At 42.8% G+C, this 26,550-nt stretch carries 20 protein-coding genes; 8 read left to right on the forward strand and 12 right to left on the reverse strand.

Features of this window, described 5'->3' with window-relative positions:
- Window positions 1–20: 20 nt before the first annotated feature.
- The 5 genes from PLE34_RS05750 to PLE34_RS05770 all read left to right on the forward strand — a co-directional run bounded on the left by PLE34_RS05750 (window position 21) and on the right by PLE34_RS05770 (window position 7,537).
- Window positions 21–962, forward strand: a complete 942-nt coding sequence (locus tag PLE34_RS05750; RefSeq protein ID WP_324554837.1) for a hypothetical protein — start codon at window positions 21–23, stop codon at window positions 960–962.
- Complete coding sequence (locus PLE34_RS05755) at window positions 959–1,417, forward strand: PIN domain-containing protein (protein WP_324554838.1); 459 nt, start codon at window positions 959–961, stop codon at window positions 1,415–1,417. Before PLE34_RS05750 ends, PLE34_RS05755 begins: the two co-directional genes overlap by 4 nt.
- Before the next feature lie 590 nt (window positions 1,418–2,007).
- The gene (locus PLE34_RS05760; RefSeq protein ID WP_324554839.1) at window positions 2,008–3,453 is read left to right on the forward strand and encodes an ATP-binding protein; all 1,446 of its coding nucleotides are present in this window, start codon (window positions 2,008–2,010) and stop codon (window positions 3,451–3,453) included.
- On the forward strand, window positions 3,450–6,713 hold the full coding sequence (locus PLE34_RS05765; protein WP_324554840.1) for a type I restriction endonuclease subunit R: 3,264 nt from the start codon (window positions 3,450–3,452) through the stop codon (window positions 6,711–6,713). The genes PLE34_RS05760 and PLE34_RS05765 overlap by 4 nt, the downstream gene beginning before the upstream one ends.
- A 365-nt stretch (window positions 6,714–7,078) precedes the next feature.
- Window positions 7,079–7,537 (forward strand): hypothetical protein, encoded by a 459-nt coding sequence (locus PLE34_RS05770; RefSeq protein ID WP_324554841.1) that lies wholly within the window; start codon window positions 7,079–7,081, stop codon window positions 7,535–7,537.
- 322 nt (window positions 7,538–7,859) lie between these two features.
- Here PLE34_RS05770 and PLE34_RS05775 read toward each other — a convergent pair whose 3' ends face one another.
- Entirely contained in the window at window positions 7,860–8,771 is a 912-nt protein-coding gene (locus tag PLE34_RS05775; protein ID WP_324554842.1) for a sugar phosphate isomerase/epimerase family protein, read from the reverse strand.
- Window positions 8,772–9,198: 427 nt separating this feature from the next.
- On the opposite strand from PLE34_RS05775, the gene PLE34_RS05780 reads away from it, so the two are divergent.
- The gene (locus PLE34_RS05780; RefSeq protein WP_324554843.1) at window positions 9,199–12,120 is read left to right on the forward strand and encodes a DUF6797 domain-containing protein; all 2,922 of its coding nucleotides are present in this window, start codon (window positions 9,199–9,201) and stop codon (window positions 12,118–12,120) included.
- Window positions 12,121–12,201: 81 nt separating this feature from the next.
- On the opposite strand, the gene PLE34_RS05785 is transcribed toward PLE34_RS05780, so the two are convergent.
- The 7 genes from PLE34_RS05785 to PLE34_RS05815 form a co-directional block, all read right to left on the reverse strand.
- The gene (locus PLE34_RS05785; RefSeq protein WP_324554844.1) at window positions 12,202–13,269 is read right to left on the reverse strand and encodes an NAD(P)-dependent alcohol dehydrogenase; all 1,068 of its coding nucleotides are present in this window, start codon (window positions 13,267–13,269) and stop codon (window positions 12,202–12,204) included.
- A gap of 264 nt (window positions 13,270–13,533) precedes the next feature.
- The gene (locus PLE34_RS05790) at window positions 13,534–14,019 is read right to left on the reverse strand and encodes a cupin domain-containing protein (protein WP_324554845.1); all 486 of its coding nucleotides are present in this window, start codon (window positions 14,017–14,019) and stop codon (window positions 13,534–13,536) included.
- A gap of 11 nt (window positions 14,020–14,030) precedes the next feature.
- On the reverse strand, window positions 14,031–15,092 hold the full coding sequence (locus tag PLE34_RS05795) for an alpha/beta hydrolase (RefSeq protein ID WP_324554846.1): 1,062 nt from the start codon (window positions 15,090–15,092) through the stop codon (window positions 14,031–14,033).
- A gap of 4 nt (window positions 15,093–15,096) precedes the next feature.
- On the reverse strand, window positions 15,097–15,819 hold the full coding sequence (locus PLE34_RS05800) for a carboxymuconolactone decarboxylase family protein (RefSeq protein WP_324554847.1): 723 nt from the start codon (window positions 15,817–15,819) through the stop codon (window positions 15,097–15,099).
- Window positions 15,820–15,888: 69 nt separating this feature from the next.
- A complete protein-coding gene (locus PLE34_RS05805; protein WP_324554849.1) occupies window positions 15,889–16,344 on the reverse strand; it encodes a nuclear transport factor 2 family protein in 456 nt (151 codons plus the stop codon).
- Window positions 16,345–16,423: 79 nt separating this feature from the next.
- Window positions 16,424–17,515, reverse strand: a complete 1,092-nt coding sequence (locus PLE34_RS05810) for an alpha/beta hydrolase (RefSeq protein WP_324554851.1) — start codon at window positions 17,513–17,515, stop codon at window positions 16,424–16,426.
- A gap of 24 nt (window positions 17,516–17,539) precedes the next feature.
- Window positions 17,540–18,526, reverse strand: coding sequence for an aldo/keto reductase (locus PLE34_RS05815; protein ID WP_324554853.1), 987 nt, complete (start codon window positions 18,524–18,526; stop codon window positions 17,540–17,542).
- Between the two features lie 30 nt (window positions 18,527–18,556).
- Between PLE34_RS05815 and PLE34_RS05820 the strand changes: the two genes are divergently transcribed.
- Complete coding sequence (locus PLE34_RS05820; protein ID WP_324554854.1) at window positions 18,557–19,561, forward strand: helix-turn-helix domain-containing protein; 1,005 nt, start codon at window positions 18,557–18,559, stop codon at window positions 19,559–19,561.
- 76 nt (window positions 19,562–19,637) lie between these two features.
- On the opposite strand, the gene PLE34_RS05825 is transcribed toward PLE34_RS05820, so the two are convergent.
- The gene (locus tag PLE34_RS05825) at window positions 19,638–20,048 is read right to left on the reverse strand and encodes a (R)-mandelonitrile lyase (protein ID WP_324554856.1); all 411 of its coding nucleotides are present in this window, start codon (window positions 20,046–20,048) and stop codon (window positions 19,638–19,640) included.
- Window positions 20,049–20,484: 436 nt separating this feature from the next.
- Between PLE34_RS05825 and ggpS the strand changes: the two genes are divergently transcribed.
- Window positions 20,485–22,743, forward strand: a complete 2,259-nt coding sequence (gene ggpS, locus PLE34_RS05830) for a glucosylglycerol-phosphate synthase (RefSeq protein WP_324554858.1) — start codon at window positions 20,485–20,487, stop codon at window positions 22,741–22,743.
- An 8-nt stretch (window positions 22,744–22,751) separates the two neighbouring features.
- Here ggpS and paaI read toward each other — a convergent pair whose 3' ends face one another.
- The 3 genes from paaI to PLE34_RS05845 all read right to left on the reverse strand — a co-directional run bounded on the left by paaI (window position 22,752) and on the right by PLE34_RS05845 (window position 26,088).
- Window positions 22,752–23,177 carry a hydroxyphenylacetyl-CoA thioesterase PaaI gene (paaI, locus tag PLE34_RS05835; RefSeq protein ID WP_324554860.1) on the reverse strand — a complete coding sequence of 142 codons (426 nt, stop codon included), beginning with the start codon at window positions 23,175–23,177 and terminating at the stop codon, window positions 22,752–22,754.
- Window positions 23,178–23,210: 33 nt separating this feature from the next.
- Window positions 23,211–25,013, reverse strand: a complete 1,803-nt coding sequence (locus PLE34_RS05840; RefSeq protein ID WP_324554862.1) for an AMP-dependent synthetase/ligase — start codon at window positions 25,011–25,013, stop codon at window positions 23,211–23,213.
- 61 nt (window positions 25,014–25,074) lie between these two features.
- Window positions 25,075–26,088 carry a tetratricopeptide repeat protein gene (locus tag PLE34_RS05845; protein WP_324554864.1) on the reverse strand — a complete coding sequence of 338 codons (1,014 nt, stop codon included), beginning with the start codon at window positions 26,086–26,088 and terminating at the stop codon, window positions 25,075–25,077.
- Window positions 26,089–26,550 lie beyond the last annotated feature (462 nt).

A 26,550-nucleotide genomic window follows, 5' to 3' on the forward strand; every position in this document is an offset into this window, starting at 1 on the left:
CATAAAATACAATACTCAAAATGAATTACGATATAAAAATTGTGGGTGAGGATGAAGACAACGGGCAGATAGAATTTGACCGGCTGTCTGTATTGACTAAATCCACCAAAGATATTGCAAGCAAAGCATTAATGCTTGAGCTTAGGGGTTATAGTGATATTACCCCCGACAAGCATTTAAAAAAGGCCTTGCAAATGTATTTGCAAGCCGTATCCGGCAGTGAGCAGGAAGGCACTGCACTTACCATAGATTGTAAGCACTTTTCAGATACAATAAAAGGACTGCAATACGATTTATTCAGGCCAAAAGAAGAGGCTCTAAAATTAACACCTATGGCATTGGTGATTCAATCCTTTCATACTGCATTGGATGATCAGTCACAGCTTGCCGACATAGATAAGCCTTTGCTTCGCTCGCTGATGAATTTTAAAAAGAACTTTATCAGTGGCAACGAAATTTTCTATTTATCCAACAGGGGGTCTGTTCCTGAAGTGAAGCTCACCAAAGAGATTTTTCAAAAAATTGAGGTGCTGGAAGACAGTATCCCTGATCCTCAAAATGTGATTGTAAACGGGCAGCTTGATGAGATGAAAATATCGAAAGGCCGCCTGGGATTAATGACAGAAGAGGGCCTGGTAAATCTTGTAGTAAAAGAAGATGCCGCTATTCGCCGTTTGGTAGAATTTATGGGAAAAGACATAACCATTAAAGGCAAAGCACATTATAAGCCTAATGGAGCATTAAGTTTTGTAGAAATTGGGGAGTTTAATGAGCCATCAGGCAATGACAAATATTTTTCTTCCATACCAAACGCGGTTGTTTCCAGTCAGCAGGTACTTTTTCATATAAAAGAAACGAAAAAGAGCAATTCGTTTGAAGCATTGAAAGGCCTTTCGGGATTGTTAAAGGACGATATTGATGAAGACAAGTTTCAGGAAATGATTAAAGACATTCACAGATGAGGAATATAGTGATTGATACCTGCGTCATTATCCATATCGTAAGAGATACTCCAACGGGAAAGAAATGTCTGAGACAATTAGCTTCACTTGATTCCGATCCCAATATTATCATTTCTGTAGCAACAAAAGCCGAGCTCGATTCCTTTGGCAGACAAAATAGCTGGGGCGATAATAAATTGGCTAAATTAACTACGTTCCTTCAAGCAGTTACCGTAATTGACATAAAAGCAGCTGACAAAAAATTGATTGAAGGATATGGACAAATTGATGGTTATTCAAAAGGGAAACTGCCAGATAGTTCTGGTAGTTTAATGTCTGGTTCAGCCCGCAAAATGGGCAAAAATGATTTATGGATTGCAGCAACTGCTTTAGCGATAGATGTATCATTAGTGACTACGGATGGTGATTTCGACCATTTACATGGAAGCTTTATTGATGTTATTAAGATAGTGTAACAACCATGACCCGCATTACCGAAAACCACATCGAACTAAAATGCAGATACCCGAAACTTACATACCGTATCACCCGGTGCGTCATTACGGTGCATATTGGGCTCGGCAACGCTTGCCTGACCGGACGGACAGGGTTTCGTTTCTAGACGGGATTTACCAGCGGGCGCTGGCTAAAGAAATCAATTTGCTGCATTTAGAATTTTCGGAAGAACAACACAGCCGCCAACTTAAGAAACATGAGCAATAAAATACCCCGAATGGGGTCTAATTTCAATAGCCATCGGTGCAACCGGTGGACAAATGAAACATCTTTGATATTGAACCCTTACAGGGTTCAACAAAAATTTCGACATTTTTACCGTGAGTTTCGCTCACGGCTATTCAAATTCAAGTCCGCCCGTACCGGTACGGGCGGGGCCCTCCGGGCTTAAGTTGACGGCCATGGGGGAGAACAGGAACGGACCATTAATTACATACCCAATAAAATAAACTCATTTCTTTAATCAATAATGCACTAATTAATCAACAATGTACAAATAAGCATATTTTAAATACCTTATTTTGTATATTGTGGTATAATAAGCTATTTTATGCAGGAATCGTATGCTATTCCTACACCCAAAATATTAGAGCGGCTCCGCTTTGAAAACCCCTGGTGGGCAACGGGTATGCCTACGGCAGAAATGGATTTCCTGCCCCGCCGCCTGTATTTCAACCTGTTTTACCCGCATGTAAAAGACAGGTCGGTAAAACGGGCGTTGGTATTAATGGGTCCGCGCAGGGTAGGTAAAACCGTAATGATGCACCATGCCATCGGCGCACTGATGGAAGAACATACCGCCGCCCGGAAGGTATTTTTTATTGGCATTGATAATCCCATCTACATACACCTGGGCTTAGAAGAACTGCTGAAGCTGGCAATGAATGCCGCCGGGCAGGAAGATGCTGATGGTTTGTATGTATTTTTTGATGAGATACAATACTTAAAAGACTGGGAGCGCCACCTGAAAATATTGGTAGACAGCTATCCGCAAACCAAATTTGTAGTGTCGGGTTCTGCAGCGGCAGCGCTGCGCATTAAAAGCAGCGAAAGCGGCGCCGGCAGGTTTACCGATTTCATGCTGCCTCCGCTCACCTTTCAGGAATACCTGTACCTGAAAAAATTACTGCACCTCGTAAAACCCAAACAACTGAAGTACCGGGATAAGCTGATTGATTTTTTTGAAGCTGTTGATATAAAGGAACTCAATAAGCAGTTTTTTGAATACATCAATTACGGAGGTTACCCGGAAGTTATTTTTTCGGAAACCATACAGCAGAACATGTCGCGTTATATAAAGGGCGATATTATTGATAAAGTATTGCTGCGCGATTTGCCCAGTCTGTACGGCATAAGGGATGTGCAGGAGCTGAACCGCTTTTTTGCCTATCTGGCCTATAACACCGGGCGTGAGTTTTCGTTTGAAAAAATTTGTAAGGAAAGTGGTATTGACAAAGTATTGCTTCGAAAATATATGGAATACTTAGAAGCGGCTTTCCTCATCAAAGTAATTCATAAAATAGACGATACGGCAAAGCAATTTAAACGGGTAACCGGATTTAAGGTGTATCTTACCAATACATCTTTGCGCAGCGCCCTGTTTTCGCCGGTAGAGCCTATTGACGAAGAAGCCGGTAATATGGTAGAAACTGTGGTGTTCTCGCAATGGCTGCACCGTGAGCAACTTGATCTTAAATATGCCAGTTGGAAATCCGGCCGCACGGAAGGTGAAGTAGACATGGTTTTAATAGACGACAAAAAGCTAAAGCCGGTATGGTGTGTTGAAATAAAATGGAGCAACCGCTATATAGAAAAACCGGGTGAGTTAAAAAGCCTCACAGAATTTTGCGAAAAGAATAAGCTGGACGCAGCCATCGTTACTACCGTTGATAAAGAACAAACCCTTGAGCACCGCAACATTTCATTAACCTACGTTCCCGCCGCGGTATATGCATATTCGGTGGGCGTTAGAACCCTGCAGCAAAAACAGCCATGACCCGCATTACCGAAAACCACATCGAACTGCTCGCTATAGAATGCCTTGAAGCATTGGGTTACAGTTATGTATATGCGCCGGATATTGCCGCAGACGGCCATACGCCTGAAAGGGAAAACTATGAACAGGTTTCATTGATAAGCCGTTTACAAAAAGCGGTACGCAAAATAAATCCGGCACTTTCTGCCGAAATACAAAACGAAGCCATAAAAGAACTGCAGCGCATTGCATCGCCGGAACTTTTAACCAATAACGAAACCTTTCACCGCTACCTTACGGAAGGCATCCCGGTAAGCAAAAGAGTAGATGGCGATGACAGGGGCGACAGGGTTTGGCTGGTTGATTTTAATGATCCGTATAACAATGAATTTGTAGCGGCCAACCAGTTTACCATTATAGAAAATCATAGCAATAAGCGTCCTGATATCATCCTGTTCATAAACGGTATTCCCCTGGTGGTGATGGAACTGAAAAATGCTGCGGATGAAAATGCAACGATCAGGTCGGCCTTTAAGCAAATAGAAACCTATAAGGTGCAGATACCTTCGCTGTTTACCTTCAATGCCTTCAATATTATTTCCGACGGGCTGGAAGCAAGGGCCGGTTCTGTATCCGCAGGTTTCAGCCGTTATATGGCATGGAAAACAGCCGATGGCAAAGCAGAAGCATCGCACCTTACGGGGCAATTGGAAATACTGATACGGGGCATGCTGAATAAAGAAACAATTATTGATTTAATCCGGCATTTCATTGTATTTGAAAAATCAAAAAAAGAAGACCTGGTAACCGGCATTATTTCTATTAATACCATTAAGAAACTGGCGGCTTATCACCAGTACTATGCGGTAAACCGTGCTGTGGAATCCACATTGAGGGCGGCGGGAATGCAACCTGAGGCAGATGCTTCGGTAGCGTTCAGCATAACACAAAACAGTGATCCGTTGCTGAGCATGGTGGCGGAAGACCCTGAAGCTTATGGATTGCCGGCAGTGAAACAGCAGCCGGTGGGCGACAGAAAAGCCGGCGTTGTATGGCATACACAAGGCAGCGGTAAATCTTTATCTATGGTTTTCTTTGCCGGCAAAATAGTGCTGGCTATGCACAATCCTACGATGGTTATTATTACCGACCGCAATGATTTGGACGACCAGTTGTTTGATGTGTTTGCCGCGTCCAAACAACTGTTGCGGCAGGAACCGGTACAGGCCGAAAACAGGGACCAACTGAAACAACTATTAAAAGTTTCCAGTGGAGGTATTGTGTTTACCACTATACAAAAGTTTCAGCCGGAGGAAGGCAATGTATATGAATTGCTGTCTAACAGGAGTAATATCGTAGTAATAGCCGACGAAGCGCACCGCACCCAGTATGGTTTCCGTGCCAAAACAATCGACACAAAGGATGCAGGCGGAAATATAACCGGTAAGAAAGTAGTATATGGCTTCGCCAAATATTTGCGGGATGCATTACCGAATGCCACTTATCTTGGTTTTACCGGCACGCCCATAGAAAGCACGGATGTAAACACGCCGGCTGTATTCGGCAATTATGTAGACGTATATGATATAGCTCAGGCGGTGGAAGACGGCGCCACGGTAAAAATTTATTATGAAAGCCGTCTTGCCAGGGTAAGTCTTACCGAAGAAGGAAGGGAACTGGTAAAGGAAGTGGATGATGAGCTGGACCAGGACGAACTGACCACTACACAAAAAGCGAAAGCGAAGTGGACGCAATTGGAAGCGTTGGTAGGTAGTGATAAACGAATAAAAAATATTGCAAAAGATATCGTCATCCATTTTGAGGAAAGACAAAAGGTATTTGATGGCAAGGGAATGATTGTAACGATGAGCCGCCGCATTGCCGCAGCACTCTATAAGGCCATCATAGCCTTAAAACCGGAATGGCATAATACTGAACTGAACAAAGGGGTATTGAAAGTGGTAATGACCTCTGCTTCTTCAGACGGGCCGGAGATAGCGAAGCACCACACTTCCAAGCAGCAGCGCAGAACCCTGGCAGAAAGAATGAAAGACCCGGCCGATGAATTGAAGCTGGTAATTGTGCGGGATATGTGGCTTACCGGTTTTGATGCGCCCAGCATGCATACCTTATATATTGATAAGCCCATGAAAGGACACAGCCTGATGCAGGCCATTGCAAGGGTGAACCGGGTATATCTTGATAAGCCGGGTGGATTGATTGTTGATTATCTTGGTATTGCCGCAGATTTGAAAAAAGCATTGTCTTTTTATAGTGATGCCGGCGGTAAGGGTGATCCCACCGAATTGCAGGAACAGGCTGTTGAACTGATGCTGGAAAAATTAGAAGTGGTATCGAACATGCTTAATAAATTTCCTTACGAAAATTATTTTGATGCAGGCACTTCACAAAAGCTATCATTGATACTGCAGGCGGAGGAACATATACTGGGGCTGGAGGATGGAAAGAAAAGATACATCAATGAAGTAACGGCATTATCGAAAGCGTTTGCTATTGCTATCCCGCACGAACAGGCAATGGATGTAAAAGATGAAGTAGCCTTTTTTCAGGCGGTAAAGGCAAGGCTGGCAAAATTTGACAGCACGGGTAGCGGCCGTACAGACGAAGAAATAGAAACAACCATACGGCAGGTAATAGACCAGGCATTGGTATCGGAGCAGGTGATTGATGTATTTGATGCGGCGGGAATAAAGAAGCCGGATATTTCCATCCTTTCGGAAGAATTTTTATTAGAGCTGAAAGGAATGGAGCATAAAAATATTGCGGTGGAAGTGTTGCGGAAATTATTGAGCGATGAATTGAAATCGAGGTTGAAAAAGAATTTGGTTACCGGCAAAACATTGATGGAGATGCTGGAAAATGCCATAAAAAAATACCACAACAAAATACTGACAGCAGCAGAAGTTATTGACGAGCTTATTAAACTGGGAAAGGATATTACGAAAATGGACGATGAGGCGAAGGGTATGAATATGACGGATTATGAATATGCTTTTTATACCGCCGTTGCCGATAATGCAAGTGCAAGGGAACTGATGTCGAAGGATACTTTGCGTGACCTGGCTGTGGTGCTGTATGAAAAAGTAAAACAAAATGCCTCCATTGACTGGACGATCAAAGAAAGTGTAAAAGCAAAGCTGAAAGTAATTGTAAAAAGAACATTGCGGCAATATGGTTATCCACCGGATTTACAGGCATTGGCTACTGAAACGGTATTGAAGCAGGCGGAAATGATTGCGGGGGAATTGAGCGGGGCTTAATAAAAGCCTGAACACTGCCGGCATGGGAGGCAAATGGCAGCCTGTACACTAATCAACTATTCAAAAGAGCTTCGTACGCTTAAACCGCTTCTATAGCAAACGGCTGAACAACGAGCAGTTGAATGAAAATGTTATAATTTAACTGCAAAGAAAACCCTTCCTGCCTTCTTCATGACGAATTAATCCTGTTGCTGCACAATTTGTCCGGTTAATAACTGAAAATCTATAGAACAATGGCGGATATCTACTCACTAAAGCCTGTTTTAGAACAGACCTTTACAGCATTGACGTTAACGCCGGAAGCCTTTTGTTTCATCTTTAAACAACAAGTAAAAATACATTTCATCACCACAACATTATTCAAAATGAAAAATAGAAAATATTTACGGTTATCAACATTGTATGTTGCAATTTTCTTTTGCGCCATTGGTGCATATGCCAATAATCCTACTGTAAGCGAAAAAGTACTGAAAGTTTTTCACGAAACTTATACAACCGCCCAGCAGGTAAGCTGGCACGAAAAAGGAGATCAGTATTCCGTTAGTTTTTTTCAGTCGGGGATAAGATATATCGTGAATTACAACAATGATGGACATGTAACCGGCTCTATGCGCTTTTACAAACCGGCTTTATTACCTACTAATATTTTATTAGAAATTAAAAGGCGATATTCAACGAAAACAGCATTTGGCGTTACAGAGATTACTTCTGGTGAAAACCTGACCTATTTTGTAAAAATGGAAGACGGCAAGCATTTGTATACCGTTAAACTGGATGCTTACGGAAACAGCAGGGTATATGAAAAGCTAAGAAAACAGCAATAATAGCAGGTTTTTCAGAAATCGAAAATAGCCGGTCATCAATTCGCTTTCCCATAGTACCTGCAGCATTATTTTTTTATATCTTTCAGGCAGAGCTATTTTCTCATGTTGGTCCTTCTGCCAGGCCTGCGAGGGTTGTTTCTACGGCACTCAATATTTTTATAGCAATTAGCTTATCCCTGGTCTTCTGCCCACGGGCTGCCGGATGGGAGCGGATACCCCGCTGAAGCATGTGTGGGTGAGGGCTGTGGCGGAGTAGCAGCGCACAGCCGGATATGTAGCCGGAATAGGGGTATATAGTACACAGCCCCGGGCTTTTATATGCCTATTTATATCCCCACTTCTTCATGATCGCCAGGTCTTCCTTCATGCATTCCATAGGCGTTTTACCCTGGTAAGATTCCTGCTCAATGATGAAATGAATGGTGCCGCCTGATTTTCTTCCCAGGTCAATGACTTCCTTTACCGGAACAATGCCTTTTCCTAATACCGTGCTTTCGTACGGTTCCTTTTCGTTGCCTGATTTTATTTCATCTTTTACATGCATGGATTCAAACCTGTCCGGGTATTGCTGCATTACGTCTAAGGCTTTTGCACCGCCGTTGTACAAATTGCCGATGTCGAGCTGCTGGGCTACAAGAGAAGGGTCGGTATTTTGAAGGATGATATCAAATACTTTTACACCGTTCAACTTTTCACTGAATTCAAAATCGTGATTATGATACCCGAACTTCATTCCCGATTTTTTACATAGCTCACCGCATTTATTAAACACTTCCATATACTGCTTCAAACCATCGTAGGATTTACGGTAGTAATCGTCTAACCAGGGGCTGATAACAAATTGCTGCCCTACAATGGCGGCGTCTTCAACCGTCATCTTCCATTCATCCGTAAAATCTTTCCGGTCTTCATCCCAGTGCTTTTTGCTCATCACAGTATGTCCGCTGGGCATTTTCAGGCCAAGGTCTCCGAGCAGCTTTTTAAATTCCGAAGCCGCATAACCGTAAAATTTACGGTTGCCGTAATTGGCATGCTCCACATTTTTATAACCCATTTCGGCCAGTTGCTTTAAACTGCCCAGTGGATCTTTTTTCATATCGTCGCGTATGCTGTATAATTGTACGCCCAAAAGCTCTTTGGTTTTTTTTGCGGCGAATATTTCATTGGATAATACCGTGGTACCGGCTAATGCCAGCGCAGTTTTTTTCAGGAAGTTTCTTCGTGAGGTATACATGGAACAAATCGTTTAAATGATCTATAAAAATCAGATTACTGAACCTAAAAGGTAACACTTTTATTGTTATGCTTGCAGCAATTAGCCTTCAGCAATCAGATTTCAGCAGTCAGATTCTGTTAACTGCTAAAGACAGGCTGAGCTCTTCCTCTTTGGATTTTCTTAGTTTACAGTTTATCGTTTGTAGTTTACTGTTGCATTTCGCTTCGGATTTAAAAACTTTTTGCTTTGGATTTGAAATTTGAATTTTTATTTATTGCAATATATTTGAGGGTATCCGCATACCGGAGGACTCTCTCCTTATGATAAACGCAGGAGGTTCCTTATTGTTTCAGGTTAACCTGCTTTGTGGAAGATGATATCGTGCGGTACGCTGAAATTCAGTACACCAAGGCTCACTTAACAACCCGGATCAAATAAACCCAAAATGAAGCGGCATCATAATATGAAAATCCTGTCCTTTTTTAAGAACCCGTATGTGCTGATCACTTGTATGGCCACCTCTTTTTTCCTTCTTCAATGTAATACAGATCACTCTTCAGACATAGATCATGCAACAGTGATCCGGGAACTGAACAGCAGCACGTTTCAAAAAGGAGAAGCAATATACAAGAGCGCATGTGTAGCCTGTCATGGAGAAAGAGGTACCTCTTCACTTCCGCAGGCCCGTTCTTTCAGCAGGGATACGCTGCGTTTTGGTAACGGCCCGTTTGACATGTGGAAAACCATTACCTATGGCGCAGGTATGATGCCCGCCCAGTCGTGGATGAGCCCGCAGGAAAGATATTATGTAATACAGTACATACGCGAGCAATTCATAAAGGATTCCAATGCACATCAATATTTCAACATTACCGATGAATACCTGGCTACGCTTCCCAGGTCAAAACGCTCCCGCGAAAATTACCTCAAAACGATAAAAGCCGATGCGCTGAAAGGGTCATTACAATACGGGCAGGACTGGTTTGGTAGCACAAAGAGTGATTATGGTACGGCCATCTATTCCCAGCTTAAAGATCATACAACGGCTGCGCTTACTGTGCTGTTAGATGAGCATGTGGCTATCAGCTATAACCTTTTACGCATGGGCTTAACTGCCGCCTGGGAAGGAGAGCTGAATACCGGTGATACAAAATATAAAAGATACAGGGGAGAGGGGGAGCCTTTTGTGGAAGGTAATGTACTCAATGGACTTGATACGTGGCAATGGACATTCGGCGGCCGTTTAGAAGCGCTGAATAAAACCACTGGTGTCCGGTCGCCGCTTCCATCGGAGATCATGCGCTTCCATGGTCATTATAAAAACGGGAAGCAGGTTATACTGTCTTATTCCGTAAGCGGTAGAAAAATATATGAGCTGCCTGCAGCCGCTAAGCACAACAACAGCATCCTGCTCACACAAACTTTACAAATTGGGCCGGGGCAGGAACAGCAAATTTATATTGGTCAGCTCCGGGATGAAAAGGGGGCTTTTAAAAATGGAATCATTTCAGCAGATGGTAAATGGGTTAACTCCGTTTCCTCTGATCAGGCCTATATATTGGTAAGTTCCACTTCGGCTGGTAATGTTACCAACAGGTTTCTGGCTGCCGGTGTGTTTTCAAGCGGTGCCGGGGTTACAGGATATGTTGATGACCAAAACAGGATGATTTTAACGATACCTGCATCAACAACAGACATTTCGGTGCATGTATTACGTACTTCCGGCGAAGGAGAACAGCAACTGGAAAATTTTATTTCCCGGTTTAAAAAGCAGGTATCCGCAACCGCTTTCCCCAACATATCCGCAATAATAAAAGGTGGAAGCCGCCTGTGGGATTATAACGTACCTGCAAAGGGTGAACTGAATGCAGGGAAACCGCATGCCGATCCTGTATATTATAAAGATCAGGATAAAACGGATGCGGGTAAGCTCGTTGAAATAAGGGGTGACTATCCCTATGCAGTGGATAATATTGGCCTGCCGTTTAACAATGAAGCTAATAGCTGGATACGCCCTACCGCGCTTGCCTTTATGGATGATGGCAGATTGCTTCTGACAACCTACGGTGGCGATGTATGGATGGCAACAGGTATTGATAACAGCTTAAAAAATATTAGCTGGCAACGAATTGCCGCAGGCTTGTATGAGCCTATGGGCTTAAAAGTAATTAAGAGTAAAATTTATGTAACCTGCCGGAACGGGATTATTATACTGCACGATCTTAACGGGGATAATGAAACTGATTTTTATGAAAATTTCTTCCCGGATACGGATGTATCCTCTTTTTTCCACGCGTTTAATTTTGGACTGGAAACAGACAGCGAAGGTAATTTGTATTATGCCAAACCCGGAGCGTATACCAATAATAAAATGCCGGGCAACGTACTCAAAATATCACCCGACGGGAAAAAATGGGAAAACCTGGCCACAGGCTTCCGCGTAAACAACGGCATAACCCTAACTCCGGGTAATGACATTTTTGTGAGCGATAACCAGGGCCAGTGGACGCCTGCCAATAAGATCAATCACATCAAAAAAGGAAAATTCTACGGGTATGTTCCCAATTTGGCCAGTAAAGAGTGGAGCCCCGACGGTATTCAATTCGGAGAAGACCAGGTAGTTGACGGGGTAGTGAATGCAGATATCATTCCCGTACCCCGAAGCTTTGAACCTCCTGCGCTGTGGATACCACAGGAATTTGACAACTCCCCGGGCGGAGGCGTATGGAGCGATAAAAGCTGGGGGCCACTGGGTAATCAGTTCATTCATACCAGCTATGGCAAAGGCTGGGTATATCATTTTCATCCGCACGAAGCCAATGGTGTAACACAGGGATCCATGATCGCATTTCCATTTCAATTTGATGCAGGTATTCAGCGCGCCACAGTTAACCCGGCAGATAAACAAATATATGTAACCGGGCTTACCGGGTGGGATGATGGTGTTGCTTCAAAATATGGTACGCTGAACAGGATAAGGTATAAGGGTGGTGAAGGACACCTCATTAAAGATGCTGAGGTTGTGAAAAACGGGGTAAGACTGCAATTTAATTTTGAGCTGGATAAGGAAAAGTGTGAGCAGGCGGAAAATTATAAGGTGAGTCAATGGAATTATAAATGGACCAGCAATTATGGCTCATCGCATTATTCCATAAAGCATAAAGGCGAGAAAGGAGAAGATACCGTGATTGTTAAAAATGTTTTTTTAAGTGAAGACAGACAGTCTGTTTTTCTGGAGATACCGGATATAAAACCTGTTCATACTATGCGGATCAGGTTTGAGGCATATGGCAGAGATGGCGTAAAAATAAAAGATGTGGTTTACCTTACCATCAATACCATTCCACAGAAAGGTATAGCATTTTAGCATTCAGAAAAATGCTCAGCCGGTGAAGAGGAGGCTCTTTTACATACGAATTAAAATAGCATCCTCAAGGCCTTCTCTTTTCTACCTGCTTTCATTTTTTAATGATGCCATATCAATCACAAAGCGGTAACGCACATCGCTTTTTAGCATCCGTTCGTAAGCTTGGTTAATATCCTGCATTTTGATCACTTCTATTTCTGAAACGATATGATGCTCTCCACAAAAATCAAGCAATTCCTGTGTTTCGGCAATGCCGCCAATTACGGAACCTGCCACCGATTTTCTGCCCAGGATCATCGGAACGCTGTTTAGCATGGGATCAAGCGGCCCCAGATAACCTACCAGCACTATCGTGCCGTTGACGGTTAATGCAGGAATATAAAGATTAACATCATGGATATAGGGAACGGTATCAATGATGAGGTCAAATTTCCCTTTGGCTTCCAACATTTGCTTTTGGTCGGTAGAGATAATAACCTGGCCGGCGCCTAATGCAAGCCCGTCTTTTTCTTTTTCGGGAGAGCGTGAAAAAAGCGTAACATCTGCTCCCAGCGCTTTAGCCAGCTTTATGGCCATATGCCCCAGTCCGCCTAAGCCTATAACGGCCACATGGCTTCCTTTTTTTACTTTCCAGTGCCTTAGGGGCGACCAGGTAGTAACGCCTGCGCAAAGCAAAGGTGCGGTAGCGGCAGGATCAAGGTTTGCAGGTACTTTTAAAACAAAGTGTTCCGTTACCACTATTTTTTCCGAATAGCCTCCAAAAGTATGACCTCCCAGATGTTTATCCCTGCCGTTGTAGGTTCCGGTATTGCCCGGGATGCAATATTGTTCCAGGTCGTGTTTACAGCTCAAACATTCGCGGCATGAATCTACCATACAGCCTATAGCCGCGAGATCTCCCACCTTAAATTTGGTTACTCCGCTGCCCACTTTAGTTACCCTCCCCACAATTTCATGACCGGGGACTGCGGGATACCTGGTGCCGCCCCAATCGTTCCGGGCCGTATGCAGGTCGGAATGGCAGACCCCGCAGTACAGGATATCAATTTCCACATCTTGCGGGGTGGCTTTCCTGCGCTCTATATTCAACGGTTCTAACAGCTTCGTGGCAGCGTAGGTGCCGTATGCTTTCACTTCAAACTTTTCCATTATAGTATTTTTAAATTCCTGATGTATGATTTTTATTGTTGCTACAAGCCGCAAGCAATATAAATGTACCAATTAGCATCAGCATTCCGTTTGCTTTACGGGTTTCCGTTTTTGCGGCAGTTCCTGTGGTGAGCGCTTTTCATGATATCGTTGCATTATTTATTTGTCTGTTGTGCAGATGTTCCTGTATAGCGCTCATCAACAATTTTAATTGTTGAAAAATCTGCTGTTAGGCTGGTGATTTTTGAATGAAGTGCTTTTGTCTTAATATGTATATTCTTCATCTGTCACAGGTGTCAGCCATACCGTAGGGCCATTTTGTCTGCTGGTAACGGCAATCTGCACGAAGGCTGTGCCGGCGCTTGCGCCATGCCAATGAGGCATATCGGCCGGACATTTCACAACATCACCTTTATTCACGATAATTTTGAGGCTTCCTTTTTCCTGATAGTATCCTACGCCATCCAGCGCCAATATAATCTGTCCGGCCGGATGGGAATGCCATTTTGTTCTTGCGCCTGGTTCAAAGGTCACAATTCCTACAGCATTCTGATTGATGCTGTCGGCCTGAACCAAATTGTTCAGCCATGCAGTACCGGTAAAATTATCGTTGGTAATTATTTCTCCTTTTGCAAAAACGGTTGGTTTTTGCGACCCCGGTTGAGTTATTTGCGCCGATTCATTTTGCTGATTACAAGAAAATAAAGCCACTCCAATAAGCAACAGCATTGCTATATTTTTATAGTTCATTTTTTTAAATTTTAAAGGTTCGTTTGATAAAATTTCACCAGTTTATTTGCCGCTTGCGACACATATTCTGGTTTCCAATAGGTTTGTATATGAGTAGCTCCGTCAATCAGGAATAATTCCTTGTTTTTTGCATTGGTTGCTTTATTGAATGCATCGTCTGTCATATAATAGGTGTCGGCTTTGCTTCCTGCAATCATTAATAAGGGCTGGTTGATTAAATCCATATTGGTGCCGGCATCAAAAGTCATTAAGTTCAGCAAGCTACTCATAGTATATTTAAAGGTTGAATTGGGGTGTGCATGGGTTCTGTAATAGTACACATAGCCTTCGCGATATAGATCGGTGGTAATCCCGGCAATTTCCTCATCTGTTGGGTTGGCCACACCTGCATAACGTACTTCGCCTCCTGCTGCTTCTAATGCACGTGCGTCTGAGGCTTGTTTTAACCTTTCCTGGATTGTTGAATATTGCGAGTTTATAAAGCCATTACGTCTTACTACACCCGAGTTGAACATGCTTAATGTGGCAACCGCTTTAAATCGTTTATCTGATTGGGCCGCCTTTAAGGAGTAACCGCCGCCGCCACAAATACCGAGCAAGCCAAGTTTTGCGGTATCAACGCCTTTATATTGTGAAATAAAATCTGCCATTGCATGTATGTCCTCAATCCGATTTGCAGGCTTATCCACATTTCGAGGCGCTCCGCCACTGGCTCCCTGGTAGGCAGCATCTGCAGTAATAGTAATATAGCCCTGTTCCGCTAACCGTTGTGCATATAAACCCGAAACTTGTTCCTTTACGCCTCCGTTGGGGTGTGCAACAACTACCGTCGGGTATTTCTGTGAAGCATCGTAGTCAGGTGGTGTGTAAACATTGGCAGCAATTGTAATATCTTTGATTTTATAAGTAACCGGATGAATGTTTACTTTTCCTTTTTCATTTTTGGTAATGGCTCCTTCATATACCAGTGTAAAGGGGTTTTGTTGACGCACCTTTTGAGTAGATTGTGCATTTACAGTATCTGTAGCTGCCATTGATGTTGCTATTGCGATTATTGATGTTATCCGTTTCATTTTTTCATTTTTTATTTTTCAACACTTCATCCAAAATTTTTTGAGCTGCTTTTGCTTCCTTTTTTCCAATAGTTGATTTAATAACCCTCACGAATTGCTGTAGCTGATTTGGGGTTAAACCAACATTCAGGCATATATTCAGATGTGAACGAAGCATGGGTTCCACGCCACCAATACTACTGAGTACGGATACGGTTACCAATTCTCTTTCAACATAGGTTAACACATCCCGTTCAAAAATGTCTGCAAAAAGATGTTCTTTGAGGAATACCTCAATTTCTGGTGCAAATGCTGCGTATCCGGTTTTGGCTCCTGTTTCGGGTACACCAGTTAACTCTTCCAATATTGCCTTTCCCCGGTCGTACTTGCTACGTTCATCATTAATGACCGACGCTTCTGCACCTGTCTCATCATTAATGCCTTTAACTTTACGTTCATCCAGTACGGTTATAAAAGTCTGTAACCCCCGAAGGCTCCGGGGGAACCCGGCATAGGCATAGAGATGAACAATAGCCTCCCTGATCTGGTTAACAGTCAGTCCCGCATCAAGCCCTGCGTTTAGTTCCGCTTTTAGTTTTAACAGATCGCCTTTCGCCGTAACTGCCGCAATGCAAACAATCGCTTGTTGCTTTGTGCTTAAACTTTCATCTGCATCGCCCTGGGCACTCACCATGGTTGTTAGCATTACCGTCATTACAAATAGTATTGACCTTAAGCGTTTACTCATTATTATTCCATTTTATTATCTGATACTGATGATTAAACCCACCAATACTTTTTTATTCCTGATGCATTTTTAATGATCATTATTAGAGGGAGGTGTAAGTAACCTTGTAAACGATAACGAGCCTAATTTCCAGGTTCCGTTTTGTTTTATATAAACTTCCGTCACCATAAACGGGTTCGTTACTTCATTTCCTCCAACAACAGCCAGCAAATCAATTCTATTTAAAAGAATGGCAGTATTATCAATTACATTCACAAACACTTCATGAATGTCTGCTTTCTTGTACCAGATACCTCCACTTTTAATAACATTCATTTCCTGTTCTTTTCCCCAGGATCCTCCCATGTGGACGAACATTGATTTTTCGTGAAAGAAACTATCCAGGAGATCTGTTTTTTTGTCTGACATCCACTGCCATTTTTCTCTGGAAAGATGAATGATCTCCTGGTCTGCGGAAGAATTTTGTGCGAAAGCTGATCGTGCTCCCATAATAAGTAAGAATAGTCCGATAGGTAATGTTTTCATATTCGTTTCTGTTATGTATGCAAAGTCCGGCGGGAGAAAGGATTTTATGGTAGACAGATTACGGGAACTACTACCAATATTACTTATCCAATCCTTTTTCCTTCAACCATTTTGCAAGTAAGTCTGCAATTTCCTTGCTGTTCAAATCTGACATTATGAAGTGTGTATTTCCTTTAATACCCAATTCAGGTAAATGAACAATGGTAACATCACCACCGTGAGCATTTACTACTTTTGCCCATTGTTGTGCGGTAGTCAGTACATTACGCCAAAAACTGAGCGAAGCTGCACTGGTTTCTTCTTTGGGTATGTAGTCTCCATAATAAACCACGATAGGAATTTCAGTTAATTTTAAAAACGCATTAAGCGGCACCCCTCTGCCGCCACGATTACCTTCGGGTACTTCCCCTTCAGGAAAAGTAAATCCGCCCGGCTCAATGGCTACAATGGCTTTTACGTGGTCGTTCTTAATCGCAGTTTTCCAACCAGGCGAACCTCCTGCTGAATGGGTAAAAAGAATACCATCGCCTGTTTTATCAAATACGGCCGACATTGCGTTAACAATTGTGGTTTCGTCCACATTACCTGTGTTGGGTGTCATCATCCGGTAAAACCGATCAAGCGATGTTGAATCTTTTGGAAATTGTACTCCTTCGTTGAAGCTGGGATATAAGCCGATCCGGAATTGTGTAAACCAGGTTTGATCATCGGGTGTTGCGGTAATTTGTCCCGGTTTGGTGGTTTGCCCTGCATCACCACGACCGGGTTGGTCAACGAGATAAACGCCATAGCCTTTTCGCAAAAAAATATCCGCGAAACCTTCTCTGCCATCGGCAGTGGTTTGCCAACTGCGCCTGGATTGCCCATAGCCATGCAGGAACACCATTGAATGCTGTTTTGAATTTGCCGGAAGCTGGTAAAAAACATCAGCGTGGTCCCCGTGTCGTGTTTGCCCGCCCTGCGGCACATTCCACGGTTTTAAGGCATCAAAGGTGCCTTCGCTTTTAACGACCGTACCACCAGCCGAGAATGCTCCCTGTTCTTTAATTATCAAACTGCTGTTTTGATTTTGCTTTGTTGAGACACACGATGCAATGGTAACGGCAACAACTATCAGTATATAAATACCAATTACCTGTGTTGCCACCTTTTTATGATTTTTATTTTCCATAATGTCAATGATTGTTTTGAAATTTTATTTTCCAACCCTTGCTTTTAGATGTGCAGGATAACGTTCTCCTGATATTTTGATGGATTGTAATGCTGCGTTTATGCTACTTAGTTCCTCCATAGACAAAATGATATTTACCGATCCTGTATTTTCCCTGAGGCGATGCAATTTTGTTGTTCCCGGAATGGGTACGATCCAGGGCTTTTGAGCCAATAACCAGGCTAAAGCAATCTGCGCAGGTCTTGCATCTTTGTCGGCTGCAATTATTTTTACTAAATCCACCAATGCCTGATTCGCCTTCCTGTTTTCTTCAGAAAATCGTGGTACGATGTTTCTGAAATCATTGGTTTCAAATTTTGTTTCTTCATTGATAGCCCCTGTTAAAAAACCTTTTCCTAAAGGACTAAATGGCACAAACCCGATCCCTAATTCTTCTAAAGTCGGAATGATCTCCTTTTCCGGCTCACGGAAGAACATAGAATACTCGCTTTGCAATGCGGCAACAGGCTGTACAGCGTGTGCCTTGCGTATGGTTTCCACACTGGCTTCCGACAACCCGAAATGTTTTACTTTCCCTTCTGTAATTAGATCTTTTACTGCTCCGGCAACTTCTTCAATCGGTACATTAGGGTCAACTCTGTGCTGATACAACAAATCAATACTATCTGTTTTCAATCTTTTCAAAGATGCTTCAACAGCCGCTTTTATTCTTGCCGGGCTGCTGTCCAATCCTTTAGCGGAATCGCCATCCTGAAAGCCAAATTTTGTAGCAATCACTACATCTTTGCGGAATGGTTGCAAGGCTTCACCGACAATTTCTTCGTTGGTGAACGGACCGTAACATTCTGCGGTATCAAAAAAAGTTATGCCTGCATCAAACGCTGATCTGATTAAATTAATAGCATCCTGTCTGTCGGCAGCGGGTCCATAGCCAAAGCTCAGCCCCATACAACCCAGTCCAAGGGCCGATACTTCCAATCCGCTGTTTCCAGGTTTACGTTTTTTCATCATATTGCAAAGTTCCGCTTTGATATTGAGCCAATGAGTATACCGATTACGGATTTTACTACCAATATTACTTATTGGGATGTACCTGCCGGTATTGTTATAGCAGAACGTTTAATTTTGTATAAGCAAAAAATAATAGCTATGGAACAGGCATATAATTTTGATACGGTAAACCAGTACAATGCTTTCAATGATCATGAAACACTACACCCATTGGTCAGTATCGTTGATTTCTCAAAAGCGAAGAAAAGAACAGGTTCCCGGATGACTTTCGGGCTTTACTGTATTTTTCTTAAGGAAGTGCACTGCGGAGATTTAAAATATGGGTGTAATTATTACGACTATGAGGAAGGTACATTGGTATTTATTTCTCCCGGACAGGTGATTGACGTGGAAAACAAAGTAGATTATTATCAGCCAATGGGACATGGTTTGGTTTTTCACCCGGACCTGGTAAAAGGCACATCTCTCGCCAAAAGCCTGAATGAGTATAGCTTTTTCAGTTACAACACCAACGAAGCATTACATCTGTCTGAGAAGGAAAGAAAAACTGTATTTGATTGTTTTTCCAAGATTGAAAATGAACTAAGTCAACCGGTGGACAAGCATAGCAAAAAATTGATTGCATCCAATATTGAATTGTTCCTGAATTACTGTGAGCGGTTTTATGACCGCCAGTTTATCACCCGGGAGAATATTAATAAAGGAATACTGGAAAAGTTTGAAGCATTGCTGAACAGCTATTTCGGATCTGAAAAGCCTTATAATATTGGGTTGCCATCAGTAGCCTACTTTGCGGATGAGCTTCATTTATCAGCAAATTATTTTGGTGACCTGATAAAAAAGGAGACAGGAAAAACAGCGCAGGAATACATCCAGAACAAAATTATTGATATAGCCAAGAACAAGATTTTTGATACCAATAAAAATATCAATGAAATTGCTTTTGAATTAGGATTTAAGTACCCACAGCATTTCAGCAGGCTGTTTAAGCAACGGGTAGGTTATACGCCAAATGAATACCGGAATTTGAATTGAGTTAGTTGATATAACAATCATCGCCTGAAGATAAGGAACTTAGAAACGTACGCCTGCTCTTATTTTTAAGTGATTACTATTTATTTACTTCGTTAAATTCTTCATCCGTTACAGGTTTCAGCCACATTACATTCTCTTCGCCCTTGTAATTGGTAATAGCAATGTGTGCCATCTTGCTGTTTACAGCAGCCCCGTGCCAATGCTCCACATTTTCGGGTATGTTTACTATATCACCTTTCTTAATGCTTTGTGCAGGCTTACCCCTTTCCTGGTAAAATCCCTCTCCTTCTGTAATGATTAAAACCTGTCCTTTGGGATGTGTGTGCCAGTTCGTTCTTGCACCGGGCTCAAACGTTACACTCACGAGGGCAAATTCATTGTTCCTGTCTTTTGGCAGCAAGGGCTGCAAAAAAGCATTGCCGGTAAACCATTCAGCGGATAATTTTTCACCTTTTGAAAAAAGAGGCGTGTTGTTTTGCGCTGTCATTATCTTTTGATTTTTGTTGTTGCTACAAGCTTGTAAGCAATATAAATGTACCAATTAACAGCAGTATTCTATTTTGCGATCCTATTCATTGTTTTCATTGTAGTGATTAACCACGGCAAAGAGATTAGTAGTCAGCGTTGAATACCTGTTGATCATATGTTATGTGTGCGCACACATTATTAAAATGCAGCTTTATCTGTGGCTGCCCGGGATAATTTTTTACCTTTGCGCTGCAAATCCGTTCCAAACCACATTTGTGTACCACACTTCAGCGTGTTGGCGTTTGGGAAATTAAACATAGTCTTCGTCTACTATTCGGGCGGAAATAATTAAAACAATTGTAAACAGATCAGCTCACTTGTTGTAAAGCAGGTGATTGTTCTTTATATACTTTTAAACCGTTTTTCAGCAGCATGAAGAACAATAAATTTATTTTATGTTATTAGCAACTGATCTTGACGGAACATTCCTGGGAGGCAGGCAGGCAGACCGTTTGAAGCTCTACCGTTTAATACGGGAACAGGAAAATATACGGTTGATGTTTGTTACAGGACGTGGTATTGAAAGTGTGATGCCTTTGCTCGACAATCCTGTTATTCCCGATCCGGATTATATTATTTGCGATGTTGGCGCTACCATTTTGAACGGGCAAACCCTGGAACCCGTTCAGCCGATACAATCGGAAATTGAAAACCAGTGGCCGGGTACACTGGTTATCCAAAAACAAATGCGAAAAATAAAAGGACTTCGCTTACAACCGGTATCGCAGCAACGCCGCTGCTCTTTTTTTTATGATGAGCGTACCGATATTGATACCGTAAAAAGAGTTGCTGATGAAATGGGGCTCGATGTATTGCTGTCTGCCGGAAGGTTCCTTGATATTCTTCCCAAAAACATCAATAAGGGATCTACGCTGAAACGGCTGGTTAAGCTCATGCAGTTTTCTGCGAAAGACATATTGGTAGCAGGCGATACGCTTAACGACCGCTCCCTGTATGATACGCAGTATAAAGGTGTGGTTGTAGGCGCTGCGGAACCAGCATTGATGGATTATACCAATGGCATGCCCAACGTATTACAGGCAAAATCGCAGGGTGCGGGTGGCATACTGGAGTCTATGAAACATTTTCCTGAGTTCAGCGGGTATGTAAACAACGGGACAAACAACGTTCCCGGAGATGCGCAGGGTGATACGCAGTTGCTGGTGCTGTATCACCGCCTGCCTTATGAAATGAAAGAAATAAACGGAACGGAAAAGAAAGTGTCGCCGAAAAGCCCCAATGGCATTATCCCTTCCCTGCTGGGTTTTTTCAGCAACGGACGTACAGGCGCATGGATTGCATGGGAAGAAGTGCGGAACAAAAATATAGCGCGTGCCGACCGGTATATTGATGAAAATAAATACCCTAATCTTATTGCTTCCAGTATTCCGCTTACCAAAAAGGAAATTGATGTTTTTTATAAATTATTTTCCAAAGAAGCATTTTGGCCGGTTATATTTTCATTTGCCGATAAGGTAAGGTTCAATCATGAGCAATGGGAACAGTATGTAAATGTAAATCGTTTATTCGCCGAAAGGGCCGCCGCGGAAGCCGATAAAAATGCTACCGTATGGATACATGAATATAACCTGTGGATGGTTCCGGGAATATTAAGGCAATTACGCCCGGATGTAAAAATTGGGTTTTTCCATCACACCGCTTTTCCGCCGGCCGATATTTTTAATATTATTCCCTGGCGGAGAGAAATTATTGGCAGCATGCTGCAATGTGATTATATCGGTTTTCATATCCCCCGGTATGTAGAAAATTTTGTAGATGTAGTAAAGAGCCATATCCCCGTTAAAGTGCGTTCTGAACAATCCTGTGCCGACAGGTTTTTGACCTATAGCTGCGCATTGGGCGTAGATAAAATGACAAGAGAGATAGATGCCGGCGGCAGGATCATTCGTTTGGGTGCACACCCTGTTGGTATTAATATGAAAAATATCCGTCACATTTTTGAGCAGCCGGCCACGCAGGAAAGAATAAAGAAAATGCAAAAGCAAAGAGAGGGCAAGCAAATTATTTTATCGGTAGAGCGGTTAGATTATGTAAAGGGTCCGCTCGAAAAAATAAACGCTTTTCAGTCCTTCCTGGAACGCAATCCGCATCTCCATGGTAAAGTGGAATTGATTAATATTTGCACGCCGCCCGCTTCCGGCATGAAAGTGTATGATAAAATATTAGCCGAGCTGGAGCAGGCTATTGGTAAGATCAATGGCAAGTACGCGCGGTTAGACTGGGTGCCTATTCATTTCTTTTTCAGATCGGTTCCCTTTGAAGAAGTAATTACTTATTATGCCATTGCCGATGTGGCATGGATAACGCCATTGCGGGATGGGTTGAACCTGGTAGCCAAAGAATATATCGGGGTGCAGGGACTAAAAACCGCTGCCGATGGCGTATTGGTAATATCCGAATTTGCAGGCGCTTCTGTTGAGCTCTCTTATGCCATCCGTACCAACCCTTATGATATTAAAGACCTGGTGCAGGGACTGGAACAGGCGCTGGCACTGGATCAGAATGAAAGAAAGCTGCGGATGGAAAGGCTGTTTGAGCAGGTAACGCATTATGATATTGATAACTGGGGAAAAGCTTTTATGCATGAGCTTGAAAACATACGCCGCGAAGACAGCCTGATGCAATTATCGTAATGCTTTGGTCAGATCAATGGCTTAGTCGTTCTGAAGCAGGTGCCTTTAAACAGGGCTACCTGCTCATTACGCTGGTTGGTGATGGTAACGATGTATAGTCCCGTGCTTTTGCCGTTATGCAGCTCTTTGGCTTCAGCGGTTAATACATCCCACAGTTTGGAAGGTTTGGTAAAAGTGATGGAAGTATCCCATGCTACAGAAAGATTGTTACGGCTGTTGCATGCGAAAGCGAAGGCGCTGTCTGCCAACGAAAAGGGAATGCCGCCATGCACGATTCCTAATCCATTCAGCATTTCATCGCGTATTTCCATTTGTATTTTGCTATATCCCTCTCCCGCTTGAAGCACCTTTATGCCCAGCCACCTGCTGAAGTTGTCCCTGTTCATTATTTCTTCCACTACTTCAATAGCAGTTGTTTTATTTGTATTATTCATTTTTTTATTCTAAAGGAATAAGTTACAACCCTTCTATATTACCCCTCCGTTACCGTATATCCTTTCTATAGCGTCTTTATATTTTTCCATGATTACTTTTCGTTTCAGGCTGAGCTTGGGGGTAACTTCCCCCGATTCCACGCTCCATTCGCGCGGCAGCAGCTCAAACCGCTTTACCTGCTCCACGTGGTTGAAGTTTTGATTGAGCTGTTCCACAATTTCTTTGTAATGCGCTATTACCGCCGGGTCTTTAATGATACTTTCGTTGGATTGAAAAGAAACGCCGTTCTTTTCACACCAGTCTTTTAAATTGACAAATGACGGAACGATGAGCGCGCCTACAAATTTTTGCCCGGCGCCTACCACTATCACCTGTTCAATAAAACGCGATTCTTTCAGTTTGTTTTCAATAGCGGAAGGCGCCACGTATTTACCACCGCTGGTTTTGAACAATTCTTTCTTGCGGTCGGTGATGCGCAAAAATTTGTTATCCTCAAATACGCCGATATCGCCGGTATGCAGCCAGCCCTCAATAATAGCCTCCGCGGTAAGATCGGGGCGTTTGTAATAGCCCACCATCACAGACGGGCCTTTTACGCATATCTCCCCGTCATCCATCAGCTTTACTTCCATCCCTTTAACGGGCGGGCCAACGGTTCCAAACTTCATCCCTCCCGGTTCGCGCCGGTTAACGGAAATAACGGGAGAATTCTCTGTAGGGCCATAGCCTTCATACAATGGTATTTGAGCCGCGTTAAATATGCGGATCAGCCGCTCCTGGCATGCCGCCCCGCCGGTAATAATATATTTGATATTTCCGCCCAGCGCTTCCCGCCATTTGCTGAAAATTAATTTATTGGCAACGGATAGTTTGAGGTTATATAAAAAGCCGCCATCAATAAGGTTGTCGTACTTTTTTCCCACATCAACGGCCCAGAAAAAAAGCTGCCGTTTAATGCCCTTTAATTCCGCTCCTTTGCCCATAATGCGTTCATATACTTTTTCGAGCAAACGGGGAACGGTGGTAAATACATCGGGCTTTACTTCCTGTAAATTGGCGCCAATGGTTTCCAGGCTTTCGGCGTAATAAATACCTATGCCGCTGAACAGATAGATATAGCTCACCATTTTTTCAAAAATGTGGTTCAGGGGCAGAAAGCTCAGCGCTTTGTATTGCGGCTGATCATCGAAAGGAAAACATTCTTTGGATAAAAAAACGTTTTGAACAATGTTGTCATGACTTAGCATTACACCCTTTGGGGTTCCGGTTGTGCCGGAAGTATAAATAATGGTAGCCAGGTCGTCTTTTTTGATTTTAGTTTTTACGGTTTCTATTTCAGCTAATCCCGCATCGGTACACTTATCCAACACTTCCGACCAGTGCCTGGCGCCGTTAACAGGGTTGAAGGTGAAAATATCTTTTACCGTAGGTATTTTGGAACGGATGTCCTGCAGCTTTTGCAGCAGTTCTTCACTGCTCACAAATACATATTTTACAGCGGCATCGTTAAAGATGAATTCAATTTCGAGCGGATTGGTAGTGGGGTAGATGGGAACCAGTATAGCGCCCGTTTGCTGTACGGCCATATCGGTGATCAGCCATTCGGGCCGGTTGTTGGAAATGATCGCGATCTTATCCCGGTTTTCAGTAGTCATATCATTGCCCGACACGCCCAGCGTCAGCAGTCCGGCTGCTAACTGCAGCGAAGTTTGTTTTACTTCCGCAGTGCTGTAGGGCCGCCACTGTCCGTTTTCCTTTGCCACAAGCATGTCATGCTTGGGAAATTTTTCTAACTGGTAATCTAAACAATCAAATAGTCGCAGGGGTTGAATCATAACAATCGTTGTTTGTGCTTTGGTTCAATTTAGGCAAAAAACAATAAACAAAAAAGAAAGCTTATCTATTTTGATAGTATTCACCCTTTGGTAATTTAAAAACTCTTCCCCGCTGGAAGTTATTGAACGTGTTGTAAGCATCAGGATTGTTCTCTATCCATGTTTGATAATCATCCGCTTGAATGGCAGCGCCGAATATCCACTGGTTATACGCTTCATACATATTCAATTCTAACAGTTGCTTATGGTAACCAAACAAACGGAAAGGGAATCTGGTGGCATTTGTTTCGAACCAGTGTTTGATGAACCCTGTTCTTATAGCCATCAGTTTGCCAGGATCGATTCCGGTTGCTGCCAAAGGCGATTGACTATTCATTGAAGTAAGAAAGGCTTTCTCAAATGCGTTTTTCTTTTTATTGTCGTAATTTTTTAGCAGGTCGGAGCCGGCGAATAGCTTTTTATATCCATCGTACAGGATATTTTTTATCTCTGCTGTTCTGATGGTGTAGCTTTCGAGGTTAATGAATATCTCTCCGTAAATAAGACTCCATACCTTATCGGTAGTAAAATAATAATAGCGGCTGGCATTATAATAGTTGCCGGCGTAATTAGGATCAACTGAAATACCTTTTTCCCACTGTGTGATGGCGGCATAATCTTTTTTCTGCCACAGCAGTTCACCATATTCGCTGTAGAGCACACCACTGTTAGGGAATTTTTTCAGGCCTCTGGTATATATTCTGGCGCCTTCTTTTAATTCTTCTATAGCACGGTATGCCGTGCCGGCAATCTGGAAACTCTGCACATCAGCCCCATCTCTTTCTACCACAGGCTTTATGGTTTCGAGCGCTTTAGCAAAATCGCGTTGCAAAAAGTAAGTGTAGGCAATGTCGTTGAGCAGGCTGATGTCGTTGGGCTTTTGCTGCAGGGCGCGGTTAAATACCATGATGGCATTTCCCCAATCGCCTTTACGCATATAATCGCGGCCCGTTTGCTGCAGGGTATCGGCATTATGCTGTGCGAAAGCAGCTATGGCAAAGAGGCTGTATACCAGTAAAAGCGTAATTTTTTTCATGACGGTAAAGATACTGCCTGCAATAATAAAAATATTGTGAACATTTGAAAACGTGTAGCAGCAGTTTTGAAGTAAAACAAGGGTTGATTATAGTATCTTTAAATCATTATATATTTAATAATACGGTAAATAAATCCTACTAAAACGTGCTTCCGTTCTACTGGCAATGCTTGTTTTTTTCAGCAGTATATTATCTGCGCAAAACAAGCCCAATATTATTTTTGTGGTGGCAGATGATATGGGATATGCCGGCCTGTCCTCTTATGGCAATCTTGCTATACGCAAGTCTCCGACTTTGTATCATTTATGTTCTGTCGGGACTTCGTCCCGGAAACCTAATGCAAATAAAAAACTTACCCTTTCACCGAGCGGGCACGGGTATAATGTATGGTGAATAAGATATTATGTATGGCGGAGAAAAAGTCTCCGGAGAACATAGTAAGTACGAAGTCTGGAGACTGC

The sequence above is a fragment of the Agriterribacter sp. genome (genome assembly GCF_035445465.1).
In the GTDB taxonomy this organism is placed as follows: Bacteria; Bacteroidota; Bacteroidia; order Chitinophagales; family Chitinophagaceae; genus Agriterribacter.